The organism is Arthrobacter sp. P1_A5 (assembly GCF_056406825.1).
Map to the genome: position 1 here is coordinate 23,951 of NZ_JBFTZL010000013.1, position 19,309 is coordinate 43,259.

Annotated in this window: 16 protein-coding genes and 1 pseudogene; 3 read left to right on the forward strand and 14 right to left on the reverse strand. The window is 67.4% G+C overall.

The features are described from left to right. Positions 1 to 17 precede the first annotated feature (17 nt). From AC1D1S_RS04660 to AC1D1S_RS04715, 12 genes are all read right to left on the reverse strand, one after another. Positions 18 to 314: a membrane protein gene (locus tag AC1D1S_RS04660; RefSeq protein ID WP_028275636.1), complete on the reverse strand. Its 297-nt coding sequence runs from the start codon at positions 312 to 314 to the stop codon at positions 18 to 20. Between the two features lie 59 nt (positions 315 to 373). Next, a complete protein-coding gene (locus tag AC1D1S_RS04665) occupies positions 374 to 805 on the reverse strand; it encodes an acyl-CoA thioesterase (protein WP_243181568.1) in 432 nt (143 codons plus the stop codon). A 149-nt stretch (positions 806 to 954) separates the two neighbouring features. Further along, positions 955 to 3,030: an ABC transporter ATP-binding protein gene (locus tag AC1D1S_RS04670; protein ID WP_476946515.1), complete on the reverse strand. Its 2,076-nt coding sequence runs from the start codon at positions 3,028 to 3,030 to the stop codon at positions 955 to 957. Continuing rightward, positions 3,027 to 4,760, reverse strand: a complete 1,734-nt coding sequence (locus tag AC1D1S_RS04675) for an ABC transporter ATP-binding protein (protein WP_476946514.1) — start codon at positions 4,758 to 4,760, stop codon at positions 3,027 to 3,029. Before AC1D1S_RS04675 ends, AC1D1S_RS04670 begins: the two co-directional genes overlap by 4 nt. 326 nt (positions 4,761 to 5,086) lie before the next feature. Next, positions 5,087 to 7,090, reverse strand: a complete 2,004-nt coding sequence (locus AC1D1S_RS04680; RefSeq protein ID WP_476946532.1) for an MDR family MFS transporter — start codon at positions 7,088 to 7,090, stop codon at positions 5,087 to 5,089. Positions 7,091 to 7,193: 103 nt separating this feature from the next. Next, the gene (locus tag AC1D1S_RS04685; protein ID WP_476946513.1) at positions 7,194 to 7,679 is read right to left on the reverse strand and encodes a MarR family winged helix-turn-helix transcriptional regulator; all 486 of its coding nucleotides are present in this window, start codon (positions 7,677 to 7,679) and stop codon (positions 7,194 to 7,196) included. A 204-nt stretch (positions 7,680 to 7,883) separates the two neighbouring features. Beyond that, entirely contained in the window at positions 7,884 to 9,572 is a 1,689-nt protein-coding gene (locus AC1D1S_RS04690) for a thiamine pyrophosphate-binding protein (protein ID WP_476946512.1), read from the reverse strand. Then, a complete protein-coding gene (gene speB / locus AC1D1S_RS04695; protein WP_476943288.1) occupies positions 9,569 to 10,648 on the reverse strand; it encodes an agmatinase in 1,080 nt (359 codons plus the stop codon). The genes AC1D1S_RS04690 and speB overlap by 4 nt, the downstream gene beginning before the upstream one ends. Before the next feature lie 92 nt (positions 10,649 to 10,740). Beyond that, positions 10,741 to 11,082 (reverse strand): P-II family nitrogen regulator, encoded by a 342-nt coding sequence (locus AC1D1S_RS04700; protein ID WP_230007931.1) that lies wholly within the window; start codon positions 11,080 to 11,082, stop codon positions 10,741 to 10,743. Further along, positions 11,079 to 12,524 carry an ammonium transporter gene (locus AC1D1S_RS04705; protein WP_476943290.1) on the reverse strand — a complete coding sequence of 482 codons (1,446 nt, stop codon included), beginning with the start codon at positions 12,522 to 12,524 and terminating at the stop codon, positions 11,079 to 11,081. Before AC1D1S_RS04705 ends, AC1D1S_RS04700 begins: the two co-directional genes overlap by 4 nt. 240 nt (positions 12,525 to 12,764) lie before the next feature. Further along, positions 12,765 to 13,541 (reverse strand): hypothetical protein, encoded by a 777-nt coding sequence (locus AC1D1S_RS04710; RefSeq protein WP_476993852.1) that lies wholly within the window; start codon positions 13,539 to 13,541, stop codon positions 12,765 to 12,767. Between the two features lie 102 nt (positions 13,542 to 13,643). Beyond that, positions 13,644 to 14,219, reverse strand: coding sequence for a helix-turn-helix domain-containing protein (locus AC1D1S_RS04715; RefSeq protein WP_028275626.1), 576 nt, complete (start codon positions 14,217 to 14,219; stop codon positions 13,644 to 13,646). Positions 14,220 to 14,499: 280 nt separating this feature from the next. On the opposite strand from AC1D1S_RS04715, the gene AC1D1S_RS04720 reads away from it, so the two are divergent. Continuing rightward, complete coding sequence (locus AC1D1S_RS04720; protein WP_476993853.1) at positions 14,500 to 16,023, forward strand: sodium:solute symporter family protein; 1,524 nt, start codon at positions 14,500 to 14,502, stop codon at positions 16,021 to 16,023. Positions 16,024 to 16,131: 108 nt separating this feature from the next. Here the strand turns inward: AC1D1S_RS04720 and AC1D1S_RS04725 are convergent, their stop codons facing one another. After that, positions 16,132 to 16,368 carry a hypothetical protein gene (locus AC1D1S_RS04725; protein ID WP_028275624.1) on the reverse strand — a complete coding sequence of 79 codons (237 nt, stop codon included), beginning with the start codon at positions 16,366 to 16,368 and terminating at the stop codon, positions 16,132 to 16,134. Between the two features lie 261 nt (positions 16,369 to 16,629). Here AC1D1S_RS04725 and AC1D1S_RS04730 point away from each other — a divergent pair, with 261 nt between their 5' ends. Together AC1D1S_RS04730 and AC1D1S_RS04735 are read left to right on the forward strand one after the other, a co-directional pair. After that, positions 16,630 to 17,895, forward strand: a complete 1,266-nt coding sequence (locus AC1D1S_RS04730; protein WP_476993854.1) for a VIT1/CCC1 transporter family protein — start codon at positions 16,630 to 16,632, stop codon at positions 17,893 to 17,895. After that, the gene (locus AC1D1S_RS04735; RefSeq protein WP_476993855.1) at positions 17,895 to 18,854 is read left to right on the forward strand and encodes a matrixin family metalloprotease; all 960 of its coding nucleotides are present in this window, start codon (positions 17,895 to 17,897) and stop codon (positions 18,852 to 18,854) included. Before AC1D1S_RS04730 ends, AC1D1S_RS04735 begins: the two co-directional genes overlap by 1 nt. A gap of 4 nt (positions 18,855 to 18,858) precedes the next feature. On the opposite strand, the pseudogene AC1D1S_RS04740 reads toward AC1D1S_RS04735, so the two are convergent. Then, positions 18,859 to 19,309, reverse strand: a pseudogene (locus AC1D1S_RS04740) (LOG family protein); the annotation flags it as partial.

Genomic DNA, 19,309 nt, shown 5'->3' on the forward strand with positions numbered 1-19,309 from the left:
AACTACCGGCCAGTAGATTACGGACGGGCGGGCAGCAGACTCGGTTTCGCGCCGGGCCGGCGCTTCACGCCGAAGGTGAAATACGTGGCCGGACCGATGAAATTCACCAGCGTGGCAAGCCGCCACATGGCCTTGCTGCCGCGGATCTGCGCAGACGGGCGTCGGCTGATGTCCGTCTGGGCCGCGACCAGCAGCGAGAGTTGGACGATGGCAGCGGCGATGGTTCCGAACCGTGCAATCGGCGAGAGTTCGTTCCACTTCTTCTTGCGGGTGTGCTTCTTGTGCATGTTCTGGCCCATGTTCACAACGACCACGCCTCCTTTTAGCGTCGGAGTTGTTCATTCTAGGAGCCCTACCGGCACCGTGGTAGAGGCTATTGGACCGGGTGGGCAGGGGTGTAGGGGGCCAGCCGGTCCTTCTGTTCGGGCGTCAGCCGCAGAACCCGGCCGGTTGCCTCGTCCACGAAGGCGAGATGGCTCGTGGCCCGGACGCAGTCCTCGCGCGTGACGGGATCCTGCACCAGGTAGTGGATGTCAAAGCTGGCGCCCTTGACCGCGCCGATCCACAACTGGACGACGGCGGGCACGTTCCGGTACTCAAGGGTCCTGACGTACCTGATCTTGTGCTCCACCACGAGCGCCAGCGTCCCTTCCGGAATTTCATTGAAGAGCGGCACCAGCGGTTCGGTTCCCGGCAGCCCGGGCCCCCGGGGCGGGCCGAACGCCGCGATCCGTGCTTCTTCGAGGATCCGGACAATCTGGACGTTGTTGATGTGCCCGTAGGCATCCATGTCGCTCCAGCGCATCGGCACGCCCACCTCGAGGCGCCAGGGCTCCGTGGATGTGTTCTCCCCAGCGGCTGCACCCTTGCCGGCGGGGCCCGCGGCTGTGCCTGCGCTCTCCCTGCCGGGCCCGTGCCCGCCGGCTGTGCTCTTCCCGGCGGGGCCTGCGGCGCTCAGCTGTGCACCGCCGTCGCGTCCTCCGCGGAATCCGCCACGGCAGAGTCTGCGTCCTCGCCGGCGAACTGGGACATGTACAGCCGGTAGTACGCGCCCTGCAGGGCCAGCAGTTGGGCGTGCCGGCCCTGCTCGACGATCTGCCCGTCCTCCATAACAAGGATGGTGTCCGCGTCCCGGATGGTGGAGAGGCGGTGGGCGATGACGAAGCTGGTGCGTTCCGTCCGCAGCGCCGCCATGGCCTTCTGGACCAGGGCTTCGGTGCGGGTATCCACGGAACTCGTGGCCTCGTCCAGGATCAGTAGCGACGGGTTCGCCACAAAGGCCCGGGCGATGGTGATCAGCTGCTTTTCGCCGGCACTGACGTTGTTGCCTTCTTCGTCGATCACCGTGTTGTAGCCCTCCGGCAGCGCCCGGACGAAGCGGTCCACGAACGTGGCCTTGGCCGCCGCCATGATCTGTTCTTCGGTGGCGTCCAGCTTGCCGTAGCGGATGTTCTCGTAGATGGTTCCGCCGAACAGCCAGGCGTCCTGCAGCACCATGCCCACCTTGGCGCGCAGCTCCGAACGGCTCAGCCGGGTGATGTCCACACCGTCCAGGGTGATGCCGCCGGAGTTGAGCTCGTAGAAGCGCATCACGAGGTTGACGAGGGTGGTCTTGCCCGCCCCGGTCGGTCCCACGATCGCCACCGTGTGTCCGGGTTCGGCCGTGAAGGACAGGTCTTCGATCAGCGGCCTGTCCGGCGTGTAGCTGAAGGTGACGTGCTTGAACTCGACGTGCCCGTCGGTCTTGGCCGGGAGGTGCTCGGTGGCGGTCTCGGCGTCCTGTTCGTCGGCGTCGAGGAATTCAAAGACCCGCTCGGCGGAGGCGACACCGGACTGCAGCATGTTGGCCATGCCGGCCATCTGGCCCAGCGGCTGGGTGAATTCGCGTGAGTACTGGATGAACGCCGTGGCGTCGCCCAGGCTCATGCTGCCCGAGGCCACGCGCAGTCCGCCGACGACGGCGATCCCGACATAGCTGAGGTAGGAGACAAACTGCATGACCGGCATGATCATGCCGGAGACGAACTGGGCTCCGAAGCTGGCCTTGTAGAGTTCCTCGTTGCGCTCGTCGAAGCGGGCCAGCATGTCGGCGTCGCGGCCGAACACGCGGACGAGGTCATGGCCGGAGAACGATTCCTCGATCTGGCCGTTGAGCTCGCCGGTGTTCTTCCACTGGGCGGCGAAGAGTTTCTGGCTGCGGGCGCCAATGATGCCGGCTGCCACGCCGGAGAGCGGCAGGGCGACGAGCGCGATCAGGGCCAGCTGCCACGACACGATGAACATCATGATCACGATCCCGATGACCGTCAGGGCCGAGTTCACGAGCTGGGCGAAGGCCTGCTGGAGCGCCTGCTGGATGTTGTCGACGTCGTTCGTGACGCGGGAAAGGATGTCGCCGCGCTGGCGGGTATCGAAGTAGTTCAGCGGCAGCTTGTTGAGTTTCTTCTCGGTGTCATCGCGCAGCGTGCGGACCACGCGCATGACCAGCACGTTGAGGACATAGCCCTGGAGCCAGAGGAAGATGTTGGCCACGAAGTACATCACCAGCACCACGCTGATGAGGAACGCGAGCTTCTGGAAATCGATGCCGGCGCCCGGCACGACGTCCATCTTGGCGAGCATGTCGGCAAAGTTGTCCTGGCCCTGGGAGCGCAGTCCTTCGATGAACTGTTCTTTGGTGGCCCCGGCCGGGAGCTGCTTGCCGACCACTCCGGCGAAGATCACGTCCATCGCCTGGCCCAGGATCCTCGGGGCAATGACGTTGAGGACGACGGCGACCGTCACCATGGCGAGCACGGCGGTGATACCGGCGCGCTCGGGCTTCAGCAGCCCCATGAGCCGTTTGGCCGAGGGCCAGAAGTGCTGGGCCTTCTTGGCCGGCACGGCACCGAACATGCCGCCGTCGGCCTCGCCGGGCGTGTACTCCTCCTCGATGAAGTCATCTTCGATCAGGTCGGTGGCGTCCGTATCGGCAGCGGCCTGGCCGGCTGCGGTGGCCGGCGTGCTGGAGACTTTCTCGTTGGTGCTCATGCCACTGCCTCCGCGCTCAGCTGGGATTCGACGATTTCCTGGTAGGTGCTGGAGCTTTCCAACAGTTCCTCATGTGTTCCGCGGTCCACGATCCTGCCGTTGTCCAGCACGAGGATCTGGTCCGCATCGGCGATGGTGGACACCCGCTGGCCGACGATGATCACTGTGGCATCGGCCGTCTTGGCCTTGAGCGCCCGGCGGAGCCTGGCGTCGGTGGCGACGTCAAGGGCCGAGAACGAGTCGTCGAACAGGAAGACCTTGGGTTCGGTGACGAGCGCGCGGGCGATGCACAGCCGCTGCCGCTGGCCGCCGGAGACGTTGGTGCCGCCCTGGGCGATCCGCGCTGCGAGGCCGCCCTTCTTTTCGCGCACGAACTCCGCGGCCTGGGCGACCGTCAGTGCCTCCCACAGGTCCGAGTCCGTGGCCTCGGGCTTGCCGAAGCGCAGGTTGTGCTCAATGGTTCCGGAGAACAGGTAGGGCCGCTGCGGCACCATGGCCACGCGCTGCGTGATCTCGGCGCGGTCCAGCTGGGTGACGGGGACGCCGTCGAGCAGGACCTCGCCCGACTCGGCGTCGTACAGCCGCGGGAGCAGGGCCAGCAGGCTGGACTTGCCGGCGCCGGTGGAGCCGATGATCGCCACGGTCTGTCCGGGCTCGGCCGTAAAGCTGATGTTGCTGAGCACGGGAGCTTCAGCGCCAGGGTAGGCGAAGGTCACGTTGCGGAATTCGACGCGGCCGGCCTTTGCCGCAGGCGTCACCGGGGTGAGCGATTCGTGGATGGAAGGCTCGACGTCGAGCACTTCACCGATCCGGTCGGCGCAGACCGAGGCGCGGGGAATCATCATGGCCATGAAGGTGCCCATCATGACGGCCATGAGGATCTGCAGGAGGTACTGGAGGAAGGCCGTCAGAGAGCCGACCTGCATCTCGCCGGCGTCGACGCGCTGGCCACCGAACCAGAGCACAGCGGCCGTGGAGATGTGCAGGATCATGCCGATGGCGGGGAACATCAGCACAAACAGGGAACCGATCTTCAGCGAGACGTCGGTGAGGTCCTGGTTGGCCGCGCCGAAGCGCTCGGCCTCGTGGGGTTCGCGCACGAAGGCCCGGACCACGCGGATGCCGATGATCTGCTCGCGGAGGACACCGTTGAGCCGGTCGATCTTCTCCTGCATGGAACGGAAGAGCGGCATCAGGCGGACCACGAGGTAGCCCACCACGACCACGAGCAGGGGCACGGACACCCAGACGAGCCAGGACAGGTTGAGGTCCTCGCGCAGGGCCATGAAGATCCCGCCGATGCACATGATGGGTGTGGCCACCATGAAGTTCAGTGCCATGAGCATGAGCATCTGGACCTGCTGCACATCGTTGGTGCCCCGGGTGATCAGGGTGGGGGCGCCGAAGAGGTTGACGTCCCGCGCCGAGAAGCTGCTCACCTTGCGGAACACGCCGCGGCGCAGGTCCCGGCCGAACGCCATCGCCGCCTTCGAGCCGAAGTAGACGCCGGCGATCGCGGTGGCCACCTGGATCAGCGCGACGCCGAGCATGACGCCGCCGGTGCGCCAGATGTAGTCCGTGTCGCCGCGGGAGACGCCCTCGTCGATGATCTGGGCATTGAGGCTGGGGAGGTACAGAGCCGCGATGGTCGAGGCCAGCTGGAAGATGACCACAGCCGCGATGTATGGCAGATACGGCTTGGAATAGCGCCGCATGAGGGTAACGAGCATGCCCACGAGTCCTTACGAAGACTGAATTATAGGGAGACCAAATTTGGGGAGAGCAAATTATGGGGAGAACAAAGTATGGGGAGAGCTAAATAGTGAAGTTTATTGGAAGGCTGATTGGAGACTAGCCCATGGGACCGACAGCCTTAGCCACCCAACTCTACGAAATCCCTCGTCCGGGAGGAACATCGGGAGCTGAATATCATCCAAACGGCGTACTTAGGCGGCTCCTGTGGTCTCCCCCCGCAACCGTCTTGCTGCACGAAGGCCCCGCAGCCGCCCCCTCGGGCGGCCGCGGAGCCTCAGCGGTCCGGTACTGTGAGCCGGCGCTACCCGGTCCGGTGCCGGCCGTGGGTGGCGATGTAGTCGGCAGCCGCGCGCTGCATCTTGCGCTGCTTGGCGAGCTGCCGGCGCAGGGCCGTGAGCTCCCCGGCAACCCGGGCCTGTTCCGTGGCGATCGCACGCTGCTCGGCGGCCTGCTCGTGCACGGCGCGCAGGGCGTCCGCCAGCAGCAGTTGCTGCTCCGCGAGGAGCTGCTGGGTCTGGAGCATCACAGGTACGACGTCGGCGGCCTCGGGCCGGTCCTCGGCCACCAAGGTCCGGGTCCGCTGGCGGGCGGCATCGGGGAAGCGGGATTCGGCGCGGTCCCGGCTGAGCACCTCGATGAATTCCCGGTCCAGGTCAACGATGCCGGTTCCGGCAGACGGCGCTGCCCCGACGGCGTCGTTCCCTGTGGTCCTGGTGTAACCCGTGTTTCCCAGAGCCGGGGCCGTAGCACCGGCCATCGCGGCCATCCCGGCATCCGCGGCGTCCCCTGCGATTTCGGCGGGTTCCGGCCGAACGTCGACCGTGCGGCGCAGCGGGCGTTCCTTGATGAACAGGATGGCCACCAGCGCCACGAGGCCGACAACTGCGGAGATCAGGAAGACCTCGGCGATCGCGTCGCCGTAGGCGGCCCGCATGATGTCGCGGATCGGTGCCGGCATGTCCTTGAGGTCCATGCTGGCCCCCGCGGATCCGGCGGGAACCTGGATGCCGGCCGAAGCCAGCCCCTCCACGACGAGCTCCTTGACCCGGTTGCCCAGCACGGCGCCGAGGACCGAGACGCCGATCGCACCGCCGACGGACCGGAAGAAGGCCACAGAGGCGCTGGCCGTGCCGATGTCCTTGGCCTGGACCGTGTTCTGGACGGCGAGGACGAGGTTCTGCATCAGCAGGCCCAGGCCGACGCCGAGGATGGCGGTGTAGATACCGGTCAGCCACAGGTCAGTGGTGTGGTCCATGCTGCCGGCCAGGCCCAGGCCGCCGATCAGCAAGATGGCGCCGGCCACGAGGTACCGCTTCCACTTGCCGGTGCGGCTGATCAGCATGCCGGAGGCGACCGACCCGATGAGGTTGCCGGCGATCATGGGCAGCGTGAGCAGGCCGGCCTCGGTGGGGGTGGCGCCGCGTGCCACCTGGAAGTACTGGCCAAGGAAGGTCGAGGAGCCGAACATGCCCACTCCGACGGCCACCGAGGCGAGGATTGCGAGGGCGGTGGTCCGCTCAGAGATGATCTTGAGCGGGATGATCGGCTGGGCGACCTTGGATTCCACCAGCACGAGCAGGCCAAGGAGCACGATGCCGCCGCCCACCATGGCGACCGTCTGCCACGACCACCAGTCGTAGTAGTCGGGATTGCCGGCGAAGGAGACCCAGATGAGCAGCAGGCTGACGCCGGACGTCAACAGGATGGAGCCGAGCCAGTCGATCTTGGCGGGGCGCTTGACGTGCTGGATCTTGAGGGTGACCTGCAGCAGGATGAGTGCGACCACCGCGAGCGGGACGCAGACGAAGAAGGTCCAGCGCCACCCCAGCGGGCTGTCGACAATGAAGCCGCCGAGCAGCGGGCCGCCTGCCGTGCCCACGGCCATGACGCCGCCCATGTAGCCGGAGTACTTTCCGCGGTCGCGCGGCGGGATCATGGAGCCGATGATGGCCTGGGCCAGGGCGGTGAGGCCGCCCATGGCGATGCCCTGGATGACACGGGCGGTCAGCAGCAGCGGGATGGTCTCGGACAGGCCGGCCATAACGGAGCCCGCCACGAAGATCACGATGCTCAGCTGGACGAGGACCTTCTTGTTGAAGAGGTCCGCGAGCTTGCCCCAGATCGGGGTGGTTGCCGCGTTGGCCAGGAGCGCGGCGGTGATCACCCAGGCGAAGTCCGTCTGGGTGCCCTTGAGTTCGGACATGATGGTGGGCAGCGCGTTGGCGACGATCGTGCTGCTCAGGATGGCGGTGAAGAACGCCGCCAGCAGGCCGGTGAGGGCCTCCATGATCTGGCGGTGGGTCATCGCCACAGGTTCTGCGGCGGTCTGGGATGCGCGGGATGCCCCCTGCGCAACGTCCGACGGGGCCGGGGACGGCCCTGTGGCGGCGGCGTGGCTAGCCATATATCTACTCCTCAACAATTTCGGTCGTATTCGTGGATCCGGCCGTCGTTGCCCGGGCTGAGGTCCTGAGGGACTCAGCAAGTTTTTCGAGGGTGCGCGCCGTCAGTTCGACGTCATCCTGGCTCCAGTCCTGCAGCAGGTCCTGGATGGTGGCCGTCCGCTGGTCCTCGATGGCACGCAGTTTCTCCGTGCCGGCGGCGGACAGCGCGATCAGTTGCGCGCGGCCGTCTTCCGGGTCGGGCCGGCGGACCACATAGCCGTGCTCTTCGAGGTCGGCGATGTGCCGGCTGAGGACCGGGGCGCTGACGCCGAGCCGCTCCGCAAGATGCGTGGCCCGGGATTCGCCCTCCCCCACAAAGCGCAGAACGCCCTGAAGCGCCACTCCGGTGTCCTGCCCGCGCAGACTGGCGGCGGCAACGCAACGGACCGCGCGCTGGAGATCGAAGATCTGGTAGACGAGTCTGGCTGCAGCGTTGGATTCAACTGACATGATGGACACCCCTCTTTTGTTTGCCCTAGGCAACTATATACGAAAATGGTTACTTCGGGAAACTAACTCTCTCGTGGGAGGTGCCGCGCGGCCCCGAAAGACCCTTAAATAGCAAACGCGGACCGGCCGGGCCTGCCCCTCGCGGTGAGGGGCAGACCCGGCCGGTCCGCACTGTGCAGCGGCGCTGCTGTGGTGTTGGTCCGGCTACGTGGCCATGTGGGTGGGGCCGAACATCTGGAGCAGCGTTTCGACGACGACGACGTTGGGGCCGTCCGCGGCGAAGCCCGCCTTCAGGGCGTCCCCGACGTCCTCCGGAGAAACCCGGACAGCCGGGACGCCGAAGGACTCTGCCAGCTTGACGAAGTCGGGGCGGGCGAGCTCCGTGGCCGTGGCCTTGCCGAAGGCGCCGACCATGTATTCGCGCAGGATGCCGTAGCCGCCGTCGTCCACAATGAGCCAGGTGACCGGGACGTTGTGCTGCTTGGCGGTGGCGAGCTCGGAGATGGAGTACATCGCCGAGCCGTCGCCGGAGACGGCCAGCACTCTGGCGTGTCCGGCAGATGCGCCGGCAGATGCGCCGGCGGAAGTGCCGGTGGTTTCAAGCCCGACGGCGCCGCCGATCGCCGCGGGGAAGCCGAAGCCCAGCCCGCCGGCGCCCTGCGCGGAGTGGAACTGGCCGTCGCGGGCATCCCAGCAGCTCCAGCCCCAGTATGCCGAGATGGTCATGTCCCAGAACGTCTGCATGGCCGCGGGAACGGCCTCGCGGATGTCGGCCATGAACTTCAGTTCCTTGCCGAGGTCCTGGGACTCGAGCCGGGCCTTGACCTTGGCCAGGGTGTCCTTGACGAGCACCTCGGGAGCCGTGCCGTGCCAGTCGGCGCGTTCGCCGTGCGGTTCAGTCAGGGCTGCGTCGAGGGCGGCCAGGGCCTGGCCGGCGTCCGCCCGGATGCCCAGTCCCGGGCGGTTGGACTCCAGGACGCGGGGCTCGGCGTCGATCTGGATGATCCGGCCGCGAGGTTCAAAGGTGAAGTAGTTGGAGGTGACCTCGCCCAGGGAGGAGCCGATGACGATCAGCACGTCGGCATCCTCGAGCACCTCCGTCATGTACTGGTCTTCGATCCAGGACTGCAGGGAGAGCTCATGGCTCCACGGGAACGCGCCGTTGCCGCCCGGGGTGCAGATGACCGGCGCCCGCAGCTTCTCCGCAATCGAGAGCAGCGACTTTTCGGCATGGCCGCGGCGGGTGCCGCCGCCGGCGATGATGGCGGGACGTTCCGCCGTCGAGAGCCATTTCACGGCTTCGCGGACCAGCTCCACGCGGGGCGGGTTGTCGGCCGCTTCGGCGAGGGCGTCCTCCACGGGAGGCACCATGATGGGGTCCAGCAGGACGTTCTGCGGGATTTCGAGCCACACGGGGCCCTGCGGCGAGGAGATCGCCTCGGTCCAGGCATCCTGGATGGCCGAGGGGATGCCGGAGGCGTGCTGGATCAGCCGCTGGGACTTGGTGACGTTCGCGGCCGAGGCCTTCTGGTCATCGAGCTGGTGCAGCATGCCCTTGCGCCGGGCACCAAGGCCCTCGAGCGGGATCTGGCTGGCCACGACCACCATGGGAACTCCGGTGGCGTAAGCCTCCTGCAGCCCGGCCAGGGACGTCAGCGCGCCCGGACCGGTGGACAGGAACAGCACGCCGACTTCGCCGGTGGCGCGGGAGTAGCCGTCGGCGGCGAAGGCCGAGTTGTTTTCAACCCGGGAGGAGACGAAGTGCAGGTTCCCGCGGCCCATCGCGTCGAACAGGCCCAGGGCGTGCTGGCCCGGGATGCCGAAGACCGTCTTGGCGCCGAGCGCCTCAAGGGTCTCGACGACGAGGTCCCCGCCGTTGCGCACGCCGGTCATCGCGAAGCCACCGGCGATGCCACAGGGGAGCCGAAGCCAGCGGGGCGGTGGGATTCCTGGCCGAGGGCCTGGGCAGCGTAGCCGTTCGGGCTGCCGAAGCGGTCCCCTTCGACGGCGCGGTCCGCCATCAGTGTCACGAGTTCGTAGGCGACGTGGCTTGCCGCCACACCGGTGATCTCGGCGTGGTCGTACGCCGGGGCGACCTCGACGACGTCGGCACCGACGAGGTTCATGCCGCGGAACCCGCGGATGATTTCCAGCAGCTCGCGGCTCGTGATGCCGCCTGCTTCCGGCGTGCCGGTGCCCGGGGCGTGGGCGGGGTCAAGGACGTCGATGTCCACGGAGATATAGAGCGGGCGGTTGCCGATCCGGTCCCGGACCTTTGCGACCGTCTCCAGGACGCCCTGGTAGTAGACGTCGGCGGAGGTGACGATGCCGAAGCCGAAGCGGTGGTCGTCGTCGAGGTCCTTCTTGCCGTAGAGCGGACCGCGGGTGCCGATGTGGCTGATGGCCTCGGTGTCCAGGATGCCTTCCTCGACGGCGCGGCGGAAGGGTGTGCCGTGGGTGTACTCGGCGCCGAAGTAGGTATCCCAGGTGTCCAGGTGCGCGTCGAAGTGCAGCATGGCAATGGGCCCGCCGGCGCGCTCGGCGGCGGCGCGCAACAGCGGCAGGGCGATGGTGTGGTCGCCGCCGAGGGTGACGAGCTTGCTGCCGGACGCCGTCAGGTCCAGGGCGTTCTGCTGGATCGTTTCGATGGCGTCGTTGATGTTGAAGGGGTTGACCGCCATGTCGCCGGCGTCGGCAACCTGGATGTTCTCGAAGGGGCTGACGTCCCAGGCCGGGTTGTACGGCCGCAGCAGACGGCTGGCCTCACGGATGTGGTTGGCCCCGAAGCGGGCGCCGGGGCGGTAGGAGACGCCGGTGTCGAACGGCACGCCGACCACCGTGACGTCCGCCTTGGCCACCTGGTCCAGGCGCGGCAGGCGGGCATATGTGGCAGCCCCGGCGTAGCGTGGGACGCGGGATGAATCGATGGGGCCAAGGTTGCCATTGGCCTCGATGCGCAGCTCTTCCAAAAGAAGCCTCTCCTTCGAGGATTGACCGACGGTTGTGACAGCCATCATACACTCGAAGTTTCGTATTGCGCATCATTTGTTTACCAACGACTTCAGGCGATGGCCGACGCGCCCCGCTCCCCCGTGCGGACGCGGACGGCGTCTCGCACCTCGATAATCCAGATCTTGCCATCGCCGAAGCGGCCCGTGCGCCCGCCCTCTTCAATGGCAGCCATGACGGCACCGAGGGCGCCCTCGTCGACCAGGACTTCGAGCCGCACCTTGGGCAGCAGGTCCGAGCTGTATTCGGCGCCCCGGTACACCTCGGTATGGCCCCGTTGCCGGCCGTAGCCGCTGGCCTGGCTCACGGTCAGGCCGTTGACCCCGGCCCGCTCCAGGGCCGCGCTAACGGCCGCGACCCGCTCCGGCCGCACAATCGCCGTGACGAGCTTCATGACGATACCCTGCCGCGGACGGCCTCACCCTCGGCCTCGGCTTTGGTCCCGGCTGGGACTTCGGCCTGGGTCCCGGCCGGGGTCCCGGCGTGGGCCTCGGCCGCATCAGTCCGGGCATGCGGGTCACCGGGGTGGAAGCTGCCGCCGACCATGAGGAGTTCATACGCCGTTTCGGCGTGCTCCGTCACGTCAATGCCGGAGAGCTCGTCGGCCTCGGAAACGCGCATGCCGATGCTCTTGTGGATCGCGAAGCCAATCAGCGTGGTCATGGCGGCGCTCCATGCCGTGACGATCAGGGCGGTGAGAATCTGTGGCCAGAACTGCGCCAGGCCGCCGCCGTAGAACAGGCCGCCGGCCGTCTTGGTGGACGGCAGCGCGAAGAATCCGAGGGCCAGGGTCCCCCACAGGCCGCCGACGAAGTGCACGGCCACGACGTCCAGGGAGTCGTCGAGCCCGATCTTGAACTTCAGCCCGACGGCGAGCGCGCAGACGGCACCGGCGATCACGCCGATCAGGATGGCGCCGATGGGGTCGATGAATCCGCAGGCCGGGGTGACCGCCACGAGTCCCGCGACGGCTCCCGAGGCGGCGCCGAGCGAGGTGGCATGCCCGTCGCGAAGCCGCTCCACGAGCAGCCAGCCCAGCAGGGCGGCGCTGGTGGCGAGCAGCGTGTTGGTCCAGGCCAGGGCGGCCGTGGCGTCGGCGGCGAGTTCCGAACCGGCGTTGAAGCCGAACCAGCCGAACCAGAGCAGCCCTGCGCCGAGCATCACGAACGGCAGGTTGTGCGGACGGATGTTGGGGTCTTTCATGAAGCCGAGCCGCTTGCCCAGAACCACGGCAAGCATGAGTCCGGCAATGCCTGCGTTCATGTGGACCACCGTGCCGCCGGCGAAGTCGAGGGCCGAGATCTTGCTGCCGATGATGCCGGTAGGTCCGAAGATGCCGCCGCCCCAGACCCAGTGCGCGATCGGCGCGTAAACGAGCGTGACCCAAAGGGCCGCAAAGAGGAGCCAGGGGCCGAACCGGACGCGCTCGGCCACCGCGCCGCTGATCAGTGCGACGGTGATGATGGCGAACGTGGCCTGGAAGCCGACGAAGATCATGTCCGGCAGGCCTGCCGCCTTGGAGCCGATGCTGGTGGTCAGCCCGCTCAGGCCGAAGTTGGTGAAGGGGTCCCCGACGAATCCTCCCAGCGCATCCGGGCCGAATGCCAGGCCATAGCCCCACAGGGCCCAGACGACGCCCACAACGCCCATGGCGCCGAAGCTCATCATCATGATGTTGAGGACGGACTTCATTCTGACGAGCCCGCCGTAGAAGAACGCAAGACCGGGGGTCATCAGGAGGACCAGAGCGGATGCCGTGAGCATCCAAGCGGTCGATCCGGGGTCAAGGACCTGCGGATCCGTTGCCATTCCTACTGCAAGCACAGAGAACTTCATAGCGGGAGCCTTCCTCGAGTGCCGGCGCTCCGAGGGCGCCGATGCGGCGAGACCATGTGACGTTTGGGACTGACGAGCGTCCCCCCGCAGTTGACGCTACTCACGGCGTGTTTCGGGAAGGCTTTCCCATTCTTGCGGGCACGTTACGCGCCGGCTCCGGGCATTAAATTGCCGTTTCGGGCAGATTGCCGGGATGTGACGTACGTCTCACCGTGGCCGATCTCATCAAGGAAAGGGACGTCAGCTGTACTTGAGGGTGAGCAGCAGGCGCTTGAGCTGGCTGTACTGCTCCGTGGTCATCCAGGCTTTGGCGGCGTCGACGGAGGCAAACGCCGGGCTGCCAAAGAGCACCTTGGCTTCCGCCCCGCCGTTGGCGAAGCTGACGTAGGCGGAACCGGAGTCAGAGACCGCGGGTGCGAAGTCGCGTTGCTTGCGGACGCTCATGTGGAAATCGGACTGGTCGGCGAGGGAATCGAACGCGAAGCCAAAGGCCAGCTGCTCGCCGTCCACATCTTTCAGCCCCGGCACCGGAGCGGTGTCCAGCACGGTGCGGGCCACCGGGCCGGAAGCGTTGCTGGCGCTGGTGCTGCTGGTGACGGAAGCCAGTTCGTTGCCGGTGGCGTCGGCGATGACCGCCTGCACGCCGCGCAGCTTGGCCGCGTTCCCGGGCGAACCCACCAACCGGACGGACCAGCCGCTCGGATAGGAGAAGGAGAGGTGCCCGTCCGGGAAGGTGAAGGTTTTCACGCCGGCCACCGCGCTGGCCGTGGCCGTGGGCGCGGCCGGGACAGGGGTAGCGGAGGCGCTCKGGGCAGCCGAGGGCAGGGCCGAAGCGGCGGAGGAGGCGGTCGTGGCGGCCGCGCCGGATTCCTGCTGCGCCGGGGCCGCGGTTTCACCGGCGGGGCCGCTTGCCGTTTCGCCGGCCCGCTGGCCCGCGGCGGCGCACGAACTCAGGCCAAGGGCGGCCGCGAGCGCGGCGGCCAGGGCCAGGGACAGAAAGACGTTGTTGCGGTTCATGGATCCCCCAGTTGATGACGCGAGCGGCTTCGGCTCGTCCTGTGTATCTCCGGCGTGCGCCGTGCGGATACTTTTGCGGTGGTTGCGGATGCGTTCATGCCCTCAGCGGCTGGCGGCGGGTACGAGCACCCACAGCACCTCGACGGCGTCGTCCGTGGGATTGACCCAGGTGTGCGGTTCCCGGCCGGGAAACGTCACGGTATCCCCGGCGCTGAGCTCGAATTCCTCATTGGTGAGGATCAGGCGGATGCTGCCCTTGACCACATGCAGGACGTCGACGTCGCAGTCCACGGCATAGAGCTCGGACTCGCCGCGCCCGCGCGGCTCGATCACGGCCTGGATGATCTGGACGCGGCGCTCGGAGCGCGCGGTCAGCAGCCGCTCGACGATCCCCTCGCCGCCGAGGGAGATTCGGGGGCCTTCATTCTGCTTCGTGAGGTGCGTTTCGGGTGCGGCGAAGAGGTCGCCGATAGAGATGGACAAAACCTGGCACAGCGTCACCAGGGAAGCAACCGAGGGCGAGGTCAGATCCCGCTCGACCCGGCTCAGGAATCCCTTGGTGAGCCCGGTGGCGTCTGCGACCTGTTCAATCGTGAGCCGCTGGGACTGTCTGGCCGCGCGGATCCGCGAACCGATGGCAACGGGAACATTGCTCGGTTCAACTGGTAGAGCCTTCATTTAGGAACCTTTCACGGCCGGCCGCTTGGCCCCATCATTGGAGCAATCCTAGCGGGAGCGGGCCTTCGTGACGCGGAAGCGGCGGCACCACGCCCTGCGTCTTGACTGTTACCGGCGTCACAACATACTCTTTGGCAACATGTGTTGCCTATTAGGCAATACGGGGGGTTCCGACGGAAATCCTCCTCTAACCACTTCCCGCAGCAGCGGCCTTGCCGAACATACTGTTGAGGCCCGGCAGGCCCGCATCCGCTGTCAACCAGCTCCAAGGAGCCTTTATATGGACGCAACTTTCGTCAACATCGCAATCGTGGTGGTGTACCTGGCCGCCATGCTGGCGTTCGGATGGTGGGGCAAGTCCCGCACTAAGAACAATAGCGACTTCCTCGTCGCCGGCCGCCGCCTCGGCCCGTTCCTCTACACCGGAACCATGGCCGCCGTCGTCCTGGGCGGTGCCTCGACCGTCGGCGGCGTGGGCCTGGGCTACAAGTTCGGCATCTCCGGCATGTGGCTCGTCGTCGCAATCGGCGCCGGCGTCCTGCTGCTGAGCCTGCTCTTCGCCAGCACCATCCAGAAGCTGAAGATCTATACCGTCTCCCAGATGCTGACCCTGCGCTACGGCAGCAACGCCACGCAGACCTCGGGCATCGTCATGCTTGCCTACACGCTGATGCTCTGCGCCACCTCCACGGGCGCCTACGCCACCATCTTCGTGGTGCTCTTCGGCTGGGACCGCGCCCTCGCGATCGCCGTCGGCGGGGCCATCGTGCTGGTGTACTCGACCATCGGCGGCATGTGGTCCATCACGCTGGCCGACCAGGTCCAGTTCGTCATCAAGACGGTCGGCATCTTCTTCCTGATGCTGCCGTTCACGCTCAACGCCGCCGGCGGCCTCGACGGGATCCGCAGCCGGGTGGACGCCACCTTCTTCCAGATCGACGGCATCGGCGCCCAGACGATCATCACGTACTTTGTGGTCTACACCCTCGGCCTGCTGATCGGCCAGGACATCTGGCAGCGTGTGTTCACCGCCAAGACACCTGAAGTTGCCCGCTGGGGCGGCGCCACGGCCGGCATCTACTGCATCCTCTACGGCGCTGCCGGCGCCCTGATCGGCCTCGGCGCCCGGGTGGCCCTGCCGCAGATCGACGTCAAGGCCCTGGGCAAGGATGTCGTCTACGCCGAGGTCGCCACCCACCTGCTGCCCATCGGCATCGGCGGCCTCGTGCTGGCCGCCGCCGTCGCTGCCATGATGTCCACCGCCTCCGGCGCCCTGATCGCGGCCGCCACCGTGGCCCGCGCCGATGTGCTGCCGTTCGTTGCCGGCTGGTTCGGCAAGACGGTCAACACCGATGACACCGACAACCCGGAACACGACGTCAAGGCCAACCGCATGTGGRTCCTGGGCCTGGGCGTCGTGGCAATCGTGATCGCCATCGTCACCAAGGACGTTGTCGCGGCCCTGACCATTGCGTACGACATCCTGGTTGGCGGCCTGCTCGTGGCCATCCTTGGCGGCCTGGTCTGGAAGCGCGGCACCGGCGTCGCCGCCGCGGCGTCCATGGCGGTGGGCTCAGTCATCACGCTCGGCACCATGATTATCCTGGAAATCAACGCCGAGGTTCCGCTGGACGGCATCTACGCCAACGAGCCGATCTACTACGGCCTGGCGGCTTCCGCAGTCGTCTACATCGCGGTCTCGCTGCTGACCAAGCCGACGGATCCCGCGGTCATGCAGAACTGGCGCCGGCGTGTCGCCGGCGGCGCGGCCGAGGAAGAAAAGGTCCCGGCCCTCACGCACTAGGGCCCAGGCCCGGCAGGGTCTAGACCGCGAGTTAAAGGTCGACGGCGGCGCTCCCCTTTCGGGGGCGCCGCCGTCGGCCTTTAGGCACCTTAACGGGCCGCGGGAGGATCACTCATTTTCCTCCGGCGCAAGGAATTCCTCACCTTCCACGGGCACCACCGGCTTCTCGTCGCCCAGGAAGTCTTCCGCGTCCAAAGGAACGAGCCGGTCGGCCTCTTCGAGAAGCTCCTCGTCCTCGGTCTCCGCGGCATCACTGACGGGCGCGTCCTCGGCGTAGTCGTAGGCGGGATCGGACTCGAGTGACTCCCGGGCCGGCTGGATGGGATGTGATGCGGTGCTCTCCATGATGCAACCTCCATGCGGCTTCGGTGGCGGCAAGGCCCCGGGGAGCCCGCCCTGGGTTTCATTCGAACACCGCGGACCCGGGCGGTCAAGGGCTCACAATTGCTGCCGGAAAGCGGCTGCGGGCGGGCCCGCCGGAGCCGGGCAGTTACGGCCTCCCTAAACTTTCCACTGAGGATTGCCAGCCGGAAAAGCGCGGAAATACGGGGTAGTCTGGAGTCGCAATGGGGCCGGACCACGCCCGACCAAACCCAGGAGTTTTTCGTGTCTCAGCACACCGAATCGGACCGCAACGATTCTTCGCAGCACCACCCGACACAGCCCTCTTCGGTCCGCGATACGGACCCGCGCCCTGCCTCGCCGGACGCCTCTGCTGCCCCCGGGGCGGCTCTCTCCACTGCCGCTCCGGTCAGCGCACCGAGCCCCTCGCCCGCAACAGACGCGAGCGCAGCGCCCAGCGCAGCGGACATCAAGCGCTGGCGACAGTATCTCGCCGATGAACGTGCCGAGGCGGCCGTCTACCGGGACCTGGCGCAGAACCGCGCCGGGGAGGAGCGCGCCATCCTGCTGGCGCTGGCCGAGGCCGAGGGACGCCATGAAGCGCACTGGCTCCAGTTGCTGGGCGATCACGCCGGCAAGGACCGGCATGCCTCACTCCGGAGCCGGTTCCTGGGCTTCCTGGCCCGGCACTTCGGCTCGGTCTTCGTCCTGGCCCTGGCCCAGCGGGCGGAGAGCCGCTCCCCGTACGCCACCGAATCCTTCGCCACCCCGGCCATGGTCGCCGACGAGCAGATCCACGAAGAAGTGGTCCGCGGGCTGGCCACCCGGGGCCGCAACCGGCTGGCCGGAACGTTCCGCGCCGCCGTCTTCGGCGCCAACGACGGGCTGGTCAGCAACCTGTCCCTCGTCATGGGCATGGCGGCCTCGGGCGTGGGCAGCCAGGTGGTACTCCTCAGCGGCGTCGCCGGGCTGCTGGCCGGCGCACTGTCCATGGGGGCCGGCGAGTTTATTTCCGTGCGGTCGCAGCGGGAGCTCCTCGCCGCGACCCGACCCACCCAGATCACCTTGGCGGCGGCGCCGCTGCTCGATATCGAGCACAACGAACWCCTGCTCGTCTACCTGGCCCGCGGCATGTCCCGGGAGGCCGCCGAGCACCGCGTCGCGGAGCGGATGGGCCTGCTGGACTGCGACTGCGATCCCAGCCTGTCCCTGCGTCCGGAACTGCCCGAAAGCGAGGACCAGCACGAGGCGGTCGGCACCGCCTGGGGCGCGGCGGCGTCGAGCTTCTGCTTCTTCGCCTCTGGCGCGATCGTGCCCATCATTCCCTTCCTGCTGGGCATGACAGGACTCGCCGCACTGGTGGTTTCCGCGTCCCTCGTCGGCTTGGCGCTGCTGCTTACCGGCGGCGTGGTGGGCCTGCTCTCCGGTACCTCGCCCGCCGCCCGTGGCCTGCGCCAGCTGGCCATCGGCATGGGTGCCGCGGGCGTGACGTACCTGCTGGGCATGGCCTTCGGCGCCGTGGTTGGCTAGTGGACGGCCCTGAATTTCGGGACCGCGGACCTCGGCACAGCCGGCCAGCCACCGCGCTGCGGATCATCAGGAACCTCGCCGCCGCGGCGGTGATCGCCGCCGGCGCCTTCCTCACCGCCGGACTCGTCTACGGCGATCCGAGGTTCACGGGCCTCTTCGAGGTCTCCCGAGGAACGGGGAACAACGCAGGGCACAGTGCAGAAAACAAGGCAGGCAGTGACCTGCAGGCACAGCCGCAGGTTGGCCAGAAATCCGGCCAGCCTGCCGTGCCGGCCGGCGAAGACCGGACGGACACTCCCCCGCCCGGGCTCGAGGAGCAGGACCACCCCCTCGGCGCGGCCCGGAAACCGGAGGCCGCCAGCACCTCGTACAAGTTCCTCGCAACGAATGACGACGGCACTCCGGTGGGTTACTCGCCGTGCCGCCCGCTGCACTACGTCATCAATGCCGCCCTGGCCCCGCCGGGTGCCGAGCGGCTCGTGGACGACTCGATCCGGACGATCTCCGAGGCCACCGGGATCACMTTCATCAATGACGGCCCCACGTCCGAGGCCCCCTCGCCCACACGTGCGCCCTACCAAAAGGATCTCTACGGGGACCGGTGGGCGCCGCTGCTGATCGCCTGGACCACCCCGGAGCAGGCACCGCAGCTCAAAGGCCCGGTGATCGGCACGGGCGGAAGCACACACTTCAGTTTCGGCGACGGCCCCAAAAGCTTCGTCACCGGCAGCCTGGAGCTGGACGCCCCGCAACTCGCGGAAGACCTGGACCGCTCCGAGGGAGCGGCCTATGCCACGGCCGTGATCCTGCACGAGCTCGGCCATGTGATGGGCCTGGAGCATGTCGATGACCCGGCCCAGCTGATGTACCCCGAGATCGGAGCCCCGGACGGGCTTGCCGCCGGCGACCTGAACGGACTCTACGAGCTCGGCCACGCCCAGTGCCGCAAGGATCTCTGACCCCCTAGCGCTCCAGCGCCTCCAGGGCTTCTTCGACCGTATCGACCAGGAAGATCCTTCCCTCCATCCGGCGCCCGGACGCCAGGCTCTGCAAGAGGGGCCAGGCCGGGAATCGCCGCAGCCAGTGCTCGTGCCCCACCAGGACCATGGGAGTGACGGTTTCCGGGGCGGCGTAGTAGTTCTCGCAGGCGTCCTGGAAGATCTCCTGGACCGTGCCGCCCGAACCCGGCAAAAAGACGATCCCGCCGTTGCACAGTTCAAGCAGGATGGCTTCCCGGATGGCATTCGCGAAGTATTTGGCCACATGCGTGGCGAAGAAGTTCGGTGGTTCATGACCGTAAAACCATGTGGGAATCCCCAGCGACGGCACACCCTCCGGGTGGCGTTGGGCGACCGCCGCGGCCGTCCGCGCCCAGGCGGCCACCGACGGGCGGAAGGACGGCACCGCCGAGAGG